Annotated in this window: 8 protein-coding genes; 5 read left to right on the top strand and 3 right to left on the bottom strand. The window is 66.5% G+C overall.

Going from position 1 to position 10,911, the window contains the following annotated elements:
* The first annotated feature begins 64 nt into the window (after positions 1–64).
* The 3 genes from ACFVAV_RS15005 (at position 65) to ACFVAV_RS15015 (ending at position 4,618) form a co-directional block, all read left to right on the top strand.
* Entirely contained in the window at positions 65–1,372 is a 1,308-nt protein-coding gene (locus ACFVAV_RS15005) for an ABC transporter permease (protein WP_379035123.1), read from the top strand.
* A gap of 40 nt (positions 1,373–1,412) precedes the next feature.
* Positions 1,413–3,206, top strand: a complete 1,794-nt coding sequence (locus ACFVAV_RS15010) for an AMP-dependent synthetase/ligase (protein ID WP_379035125.1) — start codon at positions 1,413–1,415, stop codon at positions 3,204–3,206.
* Between the two features lie 431 nt (positions 3,207–3,637).
* The gene (locus ACFVAV_RS15015) at positions 3,638–4,618 is read left to right on the top strand and encodes an MBL fold metallo-hydrolase (RefSeq protein ID WP_379035127.1); all 981 of its coding nucleotides are present in this window, start codon (positions 3,638–3,640) and stop codon (positions 4,616–4,618) included.
* Here the strand turns inward: ACFVAV_RS15015 and ACFVAV_RS15020 are convergent.
* Both ACFVAV_RS15020 and ACFVAV_RS15025 read right to left on the bottom strand, forming a co-directional pair.
* The gene (locus ACFVAV_RS15020) at positions 4,605–6,020 is read right to left on the bottom strand and encodes an MFS transporter (protein ID WP_379035129.1); all 1,416 of its coding nucleotides are present in this window, start codon (positions 6,018–6,020) and stop codon (positions 4,605–4,607) included. The two genes, ACFVAV_RS15015 and ACFVAV_RS15020, sit on opposite strands and share 14 nt — an antisense overlap.
* Positions 6,021–6,101: 81 nt before the next feature.
* The gene (locus ACFVAV_RS15025) at positions 6,102–6,572 is read right to left on the bottom strand and encodes a hypothetical protein (protein ID WP_379035131.1); all 471 of its coding nucleotides are present in this window, start codon (positions 6,570–6,572) and stop codon (positions 6,102–6,104) included.
* A 619-nt stretch (positions 6,573–7,191) separates the two neighbouring features.
* On the opposite strand from ACFVAV_RS15025, the gene ACFVAV_RS15030 reads away from it, so the two are divergent.
* Both ACFVAV_RS15030 and ACFVAV_RS15035 read left to right on the top strand, forming a co-directional pair.
* Positions 7,192–7,758, top strand: a complete 567-nt coding sequence (locus ACFVAV_RS15030; RefSeq protein WP_379035133.1) for a hypothetical protein — start codon at positions 7,192–7,194, stop codon at positions 7,756–7,758.
* A gap of 562 nt (positions 7,759–8,320) precedes the next feature.
* Positions 8,321–9,469, top strand: coding sequence for an LLM class flavin-dependent oxidoreductase (locus ACFVAV_RS15035; protein ID WP_379035135.1), 1,149 nt, complete (start codon positions 8,321–8,323; stop codon positions 9,467–9,469).
* Between the two features lie 30 nt (positions 9,470–9,499).
* Here the strand turns inward: ACFVAV_RS15035 and ACFVAV_RS15040 are convergent, their stop codons facing one another.
* On the bottom strand, positions 9,500–10,729 hold the full coding sequence (locus ACFVAV_RS15040) for a PucR family transcriptional regulator (protein ID WP_379035140.1): 1,230 nt from the start codon (positions 10,727–10,729) through the stop codon (positions 9,500–9,502).
* Positions 10,730–10,911: the final 182 nt, after the last annotated feature.

Consider the following 10,911-nt stretch of genomic DNA (forward strand, 5'->3'; position numbering starts at 1 on the left):
TATCCGACACCACGCGAATGTTTGCATTGACTACTTTGTAGTCGCTGACTACATTAACGATGCCATGACTGACAACACCGCGCCGACGCGCCCGCCGAGCAGCATGCCGATCCGCGAGTGGTTGGCACCGATCACGCTGGTCACCGTGCTGGCCGCGCTCCTGGGAACCATGTACCTCGGCTACACCGCCGACCCCGAGAAGCACCTGCACGACTTCCCGATCGCCGTCGTCAACCAGGACGTCGGCGACACCCTCGCCGGCAAACCCACCAACCTCGGCGGCGAGATCACCACGGCACTGGGGGAGAACATCCCCGCCGACAAGATCGACCTGCGCACCGTCGGTCTCAACGAAGCCCAACGCCAGCTGCGCAACGGCGAGGTCTACGGCGCCATCGTCATTCCCGGTGACTTCACCAAACGCGTCGCCATCCTCGGCGCGTCCTCGATCGTCCCCGGCGACGTCGAACAGCCGATCATCTCCGTCCAGACCAACCCCCGCGCGGGCACCCTCGCCGCCCAGATCATGGAAACGATCGCCGACCAGGCCATGACCCAGGTCAACACCACCGTCGGCACCCAGCTCACCGACCAGGTCCGCGGCGCGATCGGCACCGCACCCCTCAGCGGCGCGGCCCAGCTCCAGCTCACCCAGCCCATCGACGTCGTCGTCACCCCGTACCACCCGCTACCCGAAGGCACCGGCCAAGGGCTGGCGGCCTTCTTCTACACCCTCGTCCTGCTGATCGTCGGCTTCAGCGGCGCGATGATGATCAACTCCCTCGTCGACGGCTCCCTCGGCTTCGTCCCCGCCGAATACGGCCCCTGGCACAAGATGGCCGCCCGCGCCCGGATCAGCCGCTGGCGCACCCTGCTCATCAAATGGGCGATCGCCGCGATCAGCGCACCACTGGCCTCCGGCGTCTTCCTCGGCATCGGCGCCCTGCTCGACATGTCCATCGAGCGACCACTGATGCTGTTCCTCTACGGCACCCTCGCCATCATCGCCATCGCCGTCACCGGGCTGTCGGTCATGGCCGCCTTCGGCACCGCGGGCCTGATGATCAACCTCATCGTGTTCGTCGTCCTCGGCATCCCGTCGTCCTCGGGCACCATCCCGCTCGAGGCCACCCCGCGCTGGATCGCCGACCTGGCTGCCTTCGAACCCATGCACCAGATCTACCTCGCCGTCCGCGCCATCCTGTTCTTCGACGGCAACCTCGAAGCCGGCATGGGCCAGGGCCTCTGGATGACCCTCGTCGGCCTGGCGATCGGACTGGTCCTCGGCGCCGTCGCCACCCACACCTACGACCTGCGCGGCCTGCACCGGCTCGGCCTCGACCACCGCCAGGAACCAGCCACCGCGCACTAGCGGACACCTCATTCGACACCCCCACGTGGAAGGGCACCTGATGCGCGAGTTCGAAGCCCCGGCTTCCTACACCGTTCCGGAACACGCGAACAACTCCGACAGCGTGTTCCGGCACGCCGAGCGCTCGCCGGACACGGTGCTGTTCAACGTCGCGACCGGCGACGGCGCGCTCGCCGACGTCACCGCCGCCGAATTCGCGCGCACCGTCACCGATGTCGCCAAGGGCCTCATCGCCTCCGGCGTCGGACTCGGCGACCGGGTCGCCATCATGGCCCCCACCCGCTACGAGTGGGTCGTGCTCGACCACGCCATCTGGGCAGCCGGTGGCTGCACCGTCGCCATCTACGACAGCTCCGCCGCCGAACAGGCCAAATGGATCCTGCAGGACTCCGCGACCCAGCTGCTGGTCGTCGACAGCGACAAGCACCGCCGCGTCATCGACCAGATCGACCGCGCCGCCCTGCCCGAGCTCACCGAGATCCTGCAGATCGACAAGGGCGCCGTCGCCGAGCTGACAAGGCGCGGCGCCGACCTCGACGACGAGGTCGTCCACACCCGGCGCGCGCAGGTCTACGCGACCTCCCCGGCCACCCTGATCTACACCTCGGGCACCACCGGACGACCCAAGGGCGTCCTGCTGTCCCACGCGAACCTCTACGCGGAATCGAAGTCCGACCGGATCGCCCTGGCGGACTTCGTCGTCGAAGGCCACAAGTCGCTCATGTTCCTGCCGCTCGCGCACGTGTTCGCGCGCGCGGTCACCCTGGCCGCCCTCGATGCCAAGGTCATCGTGGCGTTCAGCTCCGACTGGTCCACCCTCGTCGACCAATTCGGCAGCTTCCGACCGCATTTCATCCTCGCGGTGCCGCGCGTGTTCGAGAAGGTCTTCAACGGCGCCAAGCAGAAAGCGCACGCCGGCGGCAAGGGCTGGATCTTCGACCGCGCCACCCAGACCGCCATCGCCTGGAGCGAGTCACTGGACAGCGGTGGGCCGGGAGTCCTGCGCACACTCGAACACGCCCTGTTCGACAAGCTCGTGTACCGGCAGTTGCGCGATGCGCTCGGCGGACGCTGCGGAGCCGCCGTCTCCGGTGGGGGACCGCTCGGCGCCCGCCTCGGCCATTTCTTCCGTGGCGCGGGCATTCCCATCTACGAGGGCTACGGACTCACCGAGACCACCGCCGCCATCACCGTGAACACCCCGCAGCACACCAGGGTCGGCACCGTGGGCCGCCCGACCGACGGGCACGGCGTCAAGATCGCCGACGACGGCGAGCTCCTGCTGCGCGGCCCCGTGGTGTTCCACGAGTACTGGGGCAACCCGGAGGCCACCGCGGACGCCTTCGCCGACGGCTGGTTCCGCACCGGCGACCTCGGCGCCATCGATCGCGACGGCTACCTCACCATCACCGGCCGCAAGAAGGAAATCCTCGTCACCGCAGGCGGCAAGAACGTCTCACCCGGGCTGCTCGAGGACTCGCTGAACGCGCACCCACTGATCGGCCAGGCGATGGTGGTCGGCGACGGCCGCCCGTTCATCGGCGCACTGATCACCCTCGACCCCGAGGCCCTTCCGGGATGGAAGCAACGCCACAACCTGCCCGCCGACACGCCGATCGAGAAACTCATCGAGAACCCCGGCCTGGTCGCGGAGATCGACGCTGTGGTCGCCGACACCAACAAACTGGTATCCCACGCCGAGGCCATCAAGAAGATCCGCATCCTGTCCACGGAATGGTCCGAGGCGACAGGTGAGCTGACCCCGAAGATGTCACTCAGGCGCGCGGTTGTCATGAAAAAGCACGCTGCCGACGTGGACAAGATCTACGCCTGAGTTCTCCCCCGGGTGGCGGGGGAGTGCTCGGGCGGCCCAGGATGCGGTGCGTGTTGGGTCTGGAGTTGGCCAGGACGCGGGCGGTACTGTGATCAGGCATGTTTCCCGGGATGCGGTTCGCCCGCAGCGATCGTGCCTATCTGTCGTGTGGTCGCCGTGCAGACGCCGGCTGTCTGCGGTCTTGCCGCCGATGATCCATCGGTGAGTGCTGTGAGGCTCGTGCGTCCGTGCTGGAAGGACTCCGGCTTATGTGTCTGTCGTGCGAGGGCCAAGTCAGCGGGCAAGGACAACCGGGCCTGAGTCGCCGATCGGCATTGGCTGGGATGGGTTCGGCGGCCACACTGTTCGCAGTCGCCGCGTGTGGTTCGTCGAACAACGCGAACGAGACGTCACCGGCAAGCGCCCCGGCGACACCTGCCCCGGCGGCGCCGGTGAAGCTGGGTGTCATCCTGCTCGGCACCCGTGCCGGGCCGTTCGTGCAAGGCGATCGGACTGGAATATCCTCGGCTTTGGTGGTCGACGGCCAGGTCTATCTGGTCGACTGCGGCCAATCGTCGGTGTGGCAGTACCACCGCGCCGGGCTGAAGTTCGCCGCGTTGAAGAACATCTTCATCACCCACCTGCACGCCGACCATGTGGCCGACTACAACAACTTCTTCATGCTGGGCGGCTCCACCGATGTCCGGATCACCGACGGTGTATCGGCGCCCGTACAGGTCTACGGGCCGGGTCCCGCCGGTGGGCTGCAACCCGCATTCGGTGGAGCAGACCCACCCGTGGCCTCGCCGGGCGATCCAACACCTGGCCTGGCGGACCTGACCCGCAAATGCAACGAGGCCTTCGCCTACAGCAACAACGTGCTCATGCGTGACAGCGGGTTGCAGGACACGTCAGCCATTGCGGTCGTCCACGAGATCTCCCTGCCGGAGGTCGGCGCCGGCTACACCGACACGGCCCCGGCAACCACACCATTCCCGGTCATGACCGACGAACACGTGCAGGTCACCGCGACCCTCGTCCCGCACGGACCGGTATTTCCTTCGTTCGCGTTCCGCTTCGACACCGAATACGGTGCGGTCACCTTCTCCGGAGATACGACCAACTCCGAGAACCTCATCCAACTCGCCCGCGGTTCACAACTGCTCGTCCACGAGGCGATCAACACCGAGGGCGGAAAGCTGTCGAAGCTGTCTCCTGCGGCGCAATCGCACATGACCGAGTCACACACCGCGGTACAGCAGGTCGGCACCATCGCCGCCGGCGCCGACGTCCCCACACTCGTGCTCTCACACATCGCAGACTTCGGCCCCACCGGGACTGTCGACCCGGCGCAATGGACCCGCTGGGCCCAGCAGGGATACTCGGGGGAGGTGATCATCGGCAACGACCTGCAGACGATCACCCTCCGATAGCCGGCTCCCACGTTGCCGAACGGCCACTCCTGGTGGACGCCACCACACCGAGCGCAGCGAGCACCGCGAACGTCGCGAACAACCATCGTGCCGGGGTCGCGCCCCCTGCATCGGTCGCGTTCACCACCACCCCGGCCAGGCCCGCTCCGAAGGCGCCACAGACCAGCTGAACGGTGTTGATCGCTGCGGCGGCCCGGCCACCTTCGCCGGGGTCCTCCACACCGCCCATCGCCCACGCCGAGAGGTGCGGCCACGCCATCCCGATACCGATACCGGTGAGCAGCAGCGCCAGCACCCAGCCGGCGACGACCCCTGCCGAGGCGTTGTCGACCTGGCTGACCGCCGCCGACATCAAGCCGACTGCCATGACCAGTGGCGCCATGGCGACGATCCGTACGATCGCTCGCGGGCCTGTCACCGATGCGCTGACGATTTCACTCATCGTCCACCCGATGGCCAGTGCCACTCCGAGGAAGCCCGCCGCCACCGGCGCGAGATGCGCGAGCCGCTGACCGAAGTAGGGCACGTACATATCGACCATGGTGGTGGCCATGAGCATGCCGAGCGTCAGGTAGACCCATTTCAGTGGGCCGGGCCGAAATGCGCTGGGTGGCAACACGGATGCCGTCGTCCGGCGATCGACGGCGATGAACGCCCCGGCAAAGCCTGCCCCGATGACGAGCAGTGCCACCGTCCAGCCGGCATCGCGCGGGATGGCTGCGACGCTGATCGCCAACGCTGCCGATGCGAGCAGGAGCAGTGACCACACCGGGATCCGGTCCGGTTTCCGCGGTAACTCGCCCGTGCGCGCCGGCAGCGCGAACGGCACCAGCGCTGCGATGATTCCGGTCAGGATCACCAGCGCCCCGAAAGCCCAGCGCCACGAACTGGATTGCGCGAACAAACCCCCCGCCGCTGGGCCCAGCAGCGTGCCGACTCCCCACATCGCCGAGACGAGCGCTGAGGCTTTCGTCCACAAGGTCCGCGGAAGGGCCGAGTTGATCACCGAATAGCCCAGGCCTGCGATCATGCCGCCCGCCGCGCCCTGTACTGTCCGTCCCGCCAGCAGGAGCTCCATCGTCGGTGCCACCGCACACATCGAGCTGCCGAGACCGAACACGGTCAGCCCCACCAGATACGACCATCGCGCCCCCAGACGGGCCAGAGTCGCACTCACCGTGGTGGCGGCAACGACGGATGCGACCAGGTACACGGTCGTCACCCAGGCGTAGAGGCGGTAGCCGCCGATTTCGGCCACGGTGCTCGGCAGCAGGCTGATCGTCAGAAATTCGTTGGTGGCATACAGTCCCACGCCACCGGCCAGCACCGTGGACACCGCGAGGTACTTCGGGCCAAGCAGTTCCCGCCAGGTGCCGTTGACAGCCGTCGCTGTACTCGTCATGCCGGTGATGCTAAGACCGGAACCTTCCTCGAGGTCAAGAGTCCCGCCCAGGCCATTCCGCCTTCGCCTCTCGCATGCGGGCTACTTCGCCGTGGCGCCGGCGAGCCAGCCCATTCCGGGCCAGGACTTGGGCAACCTGATCAAGCCACCCATCGCCAGACCCACCAGATCCTCATAGCCCTCGCGCATTTCCGCGAGATGATCCCAGGCCCGGTGACGCTGGACGGCATCCTCCATGTGGTGCAGGGCCCAATGCGCGCAGGCCGAGGCTTCGGCGACCCGCGCGATCACCCCGCCCACCGAATCGGTTCCCCGGGGCGTCCCGGCCAGCGGCCGTGGAAGCTGCGCGGCGATCCACGCATCGATCTCGTGGACAATCCCCGCGACCTGCTGAATCGTGGCGGCGGACGGGTCACCGAGCCACGCTCGATACAACGAGCCCAGAGACCCCGCCCACTGTGTCAGTGGGCAATCACTGTCGGCGGATCCACTGACCGCGCGCAGCAGATCCTGCGGTGACAGAAACGGGCCGTACGGCGGAGGCACACGCAAACCGGGACTCTGGTCCATGGTCCGAGTCACCCGGCGAGCTGGTTCGGCGTTACCCCAGCCACCCTCGATGTTCGAGGTGCGAGATTCACACTTCTATCGACATACACGATGATCTCCTGAGACAGGCACGCCGAAGTCGAAGCACACGCCTGTGAAGAATAGCTTTCTTCTGGGTTGGACGGACACCGCTGTCCTTCCGCGAGACCCCGCGAGATCAGGGATTCTGGGCGCTAGCCCAGTCCTCCGGGTATGCGGTACTCGCGAGTAACAAACTAGCGCGCCTGAGACGTAGCCCACAATCTTCTCCGTAATCTCTCAGCAAACTCTCATGGAACCCGATCCGGAGGACCGCCAGATCCCGCTGTGCCGCGCAGGTGGCGAGGCGAACGAGGCTGCATCCATCGATGATCGCGACAACGAGCGGCGCCAGCTGAACCCCGTGGGCCACCCGATTGACGGAGGCCGAGTCGGCCGTTTCGTAATCGATTGTGCAACAACATGATTCAATGCTGTGATGCAGAATCGTCCCTACCGTGTGCACCAGCACGCACTTGGAGTGGTCAGCCAGTGCGTCACTGTCGCCGACCGATTGACCGCGTCGATGCGTTGTCTCGATGCCTTGGTCGAGGGCGTGATCGGCGAGGATCCGACCGCACGTGCCGAGTTCGAGCACTATCTCGTGGCCGCGGGTGCATCGATCGCCTCGGTCGAAACCGTCGGCAGACGGGTGGTCGCCGAACTCGAGCTGTGTGCACAAGTGCCTACACCTACAGTCGAGCAGGGGATCGGCGACGATCCCGGAACGCCGGCCTCGCACAGTTTCGGGACCCGGGGACCCGTCACAGAAGACTCCGTCGCCGAGACGGCGGCTCCGACGTCGGCCGATGCAGTGGCCGGTCAACACAACCGATGGGCAGGCGCGGTCGGCGCGATGCTGTTGACCGAGCACCTACGGTCCTTGACCGCGCTGTGCCATGCCACCAACGACAGCGACTGCTCCGCCGACATTGCCGGGCTGGCCGCGATACGTGACATCCTCGCCGATTCCTCGCCCGACGGGCGGCTGCTGCGCGCAAGCATCCTCCGCACCGGTGTGGCGGCGAAAGCCCTTCGAGGCATCGCCGACGATCTCTTGGTGGTCGCGCAGGCATTCGGCGACGCGCTGATCCATGCAGAGCCCGTGTGACGGCGCCGAGCTCACGCCCGAGTCGGGCACACATCGGTCCTATAGACCAATCCGTTTGCGTGTCTACCGCGCGGCTGTCATGAAACAGTGCGTCGCGGACGTGGACAAGATCTATGCCTGAGTTCCCCGGTCCCATTATTTCGTCACAGTGACGAAATAATGGGACCGGGGAAGTGGAGGGGGAGTGCCGAACTCGCGCCACCGATTCTTCGGATCCGATATTTCATACGGATTCCGGGCCCAGGGCCAGCTGATGCGGACATTCATCGTGAATGGTCATCAATTGGCTGGTAGCCGAGAATCACTGAATTCGGCACCGCATTGCCGAAGCGCCGGCGTAGGCGCCGCAGAACGGTCGCGCCGCAACACGACACGGTCGGTGAATGCGCCAGCGGCGGGTACGGCAGTCGATTGGCGCACAACGCAACTCGGCACACACTGCAACAACATCCGAAAAACCACCCCCGACCTCCTGCGTTCAAACGCCGATAATGCACATTATGTCAAGTAGCGGTCAGATATGCCTCTACCCGAGCGGTCGACTTCGTCGCACAATGAATGCATGACTCATGGGTTTCGTACCGGTTTGGCGGACCCTGGAATGGTGCCGCGCTTCCTCCCCGACTTCTTGCTGCGGAATAGTCAGATGCTCGCGATTGCCGCCGGTTGCGACTCGCTGTGGATGCCGGATCATTTGATCGCAGCCTTTCCCGCGTCGATCTGGCAGTCGAAGTATGTCGGCGGTGCCCGGCTCGCGGGAAAGGCCAACGCCTTTTATGAACCGTGGACGGCGCTCGGCTACCTCGCTGCTCGCAATCGGGTCGCCCGCAAGCGGCTCGGTGTCGCGGTCACCGACGCCGGCCGCCGCAATCCGGCGGTGACCGCGCAGGCGGCGGCAACACTGCACTTGCTGAGCCGTGGTCGCGCGATTCTCGGGATCGGCCCTGGTGAGCGGGAAGGAAACGAGCCGTATGGGGTGGACTGGTCGAAGCCGGTAGCCCGATTCGAGGAAGCGGTCGCCACGATCCGGTTCCTGTGGGATTCCGCCGGGAAACCGGTCAGCCGGGACTCGGAGTACTTCCCTCTCCAGGACGCCGTCTTCGATGTTCCGCCGTACAAAGGCACCCGGCCCGAGATCTGGATCGGCGCGCACGGGCCTCGGATGTTGCGGGCCACCGGACAGTACGGCGACGCCTGGTTCCCCGTGTTTCCGCACCGGCCGAAGGAGTATGCGGAAAAGCTCGACATCGTGCGGAGCGCCGCGTCCGATGCCGGGCGTGACCCGTCGGCGATCGTTCCCGCTGCCTACTTCTGGATGCTGGTCGGCGGCAGCACCGCCGAAGCCGACGAGTTGGTGGGATCGGTGGTGCCGCGGGCGATGTCTCTGGTCGCGCCGGCGAGCGTCTGGAGGAAGCACGGCGTCGAGCACCCGCTCGGCGCGACGTTCAGTGGTCTCCAGGACCTACTCCCCCAGACCATCGACGAAGCAACCGCGCTCACCTATGCCCGGTTGGTGCCGCCGTCGCTGGTACGCGAGATTTTCGTGGTGGGCACGCCCGCCGAGATTCTGGAACAGATGGCCGAGCGCTGCGATCACGGTGTGCGCTACGCGGTGGCCATGAATCTGAGTCCCATGCATCCGAGCCTGCGAACAGGCCTCAGCGCGTCGGTTCCCTTCCTGCAGGTCCTGCGCGGGCTTCGCCGGCTGTGAGTCTGTGCGGCACGCACAAACCGAGCGGACTCAGATCGATGGGGTGAGGACGTGGCGGTACCAGCGGCATACCCCGAGGGCGAATCGCAGCTCGAAGTTGTCGGTGTCCACGGCGATTCCGTAGCGACCGGTGAGTTGCTGGATGCGGTACTGGACGGTGTTGCGATGGACTTGGAGTACCCGGGCGGTGCGTGAGTAGCTGCCGCTTTCGGCGAGGAACACCTCCAGCGTGTGGCGCAGCAGTTCCGTCTTCGCGTTGTCGACCGCCAGTGGTCCGAGGACGCGGTGGACGAGATCGGCGAGTTCGTCCGGCTCGTCGGCCAGGAGGGCGAACGGGGCGACCGCGTCGAAATCGATGACGGCGGGTGCGGACTGCCTGGCGGACACGGCCAGTGCCTTCGCCCGTGCCGCGCTGCGGGCCGTGCGCCGGAACCCCGATACTCCCCCGCCGACGGATCCGAAGGCGACGCGCACCGGCAGGCCGGATGCCTTGATCTGGTCGGTGAGCCGGTCGAGTGAGAAGTCTTCGGCGGGGAGCCACAGCCGCATATCGCGGTCGCCGGTGGTCGCGACCATGTCGGTACCGCCGCCGGGGATGGCGGCGGCGATCAGCTGGCGTGCCTGTTCGAGCACACGCACGGCCTCCGCGCTGTTGGCGCCCGGCAGCGTCCATACTTCGGCCGCCAGGTGCTCTCGGTCGAGGCGGTAGCCCAGCGCTGCTTCGGCTGCGGGGAGGTCGACGTCGTCGCTGTCGAGGAGCCGGGCGATCCACTGCTGACGGGCCGCTTGGCGGCTGCTGAGCCAGCGATCGCGTTCGGTCTCGTAGATCCGGCCCATCGAGGAGTTGAGGCGGTCCAGGTAGGTGCCGGCGAATTTGAGCAGCTGCGCGATCCGGGCGGCCTGGTCGGTGCTCGGCACGGCGAGGATCAGGCCGATGGCCGCGTCGAGCAGCCGGTATTGCCCCAGCCCGTAGGCGCGCAGGAGCACTGTCAGCGGTACCCCGCGTCGGGCGAGGCGCTGGGCGTAGGCCGCGGCGCCTGCGGGTGGGGCAACGGTGGCCGGGTCGATGTTGTTGGCCAGGACGTATTGCACGAGGGCGATGTTCTCGGCGATGCTGGCGGCGCGCAACTCGGCGAGGTCGAAGGCGATGTCGGTGACCGGGATCATCTGCTCGGTCACCCGGATGAGGTCGTCGGTGATCGGCTCGGTGAGTGGGCCCAGTGCCTGTCCGACCCACACCAGTGATCCGTATGCCGCCACCGGGCGCTCCGTCCGTTGAACAAAAACTGTCCGCGATATTGTGCCATGCGCACAAATTTCGGTGGCGGGGTGCGTTTGACGTACGTGTGCGCGCCGATTGTGTGGTCGTGACAGCGTGACGTGTGGTGTCATGGTCGCCGAACGCCCCTATATCGACTCCTTCTTGCTTGTTCGACACTGGT

It is taken from the genome of Nocardia sp. NPDC057663 (genome assembly GCF_042799895.1).
Lineage (GTDB): Bacteria > Actinomycetota > Actinomycetes > Mycobacteriales > Mycobacteriaceae > Nocardia.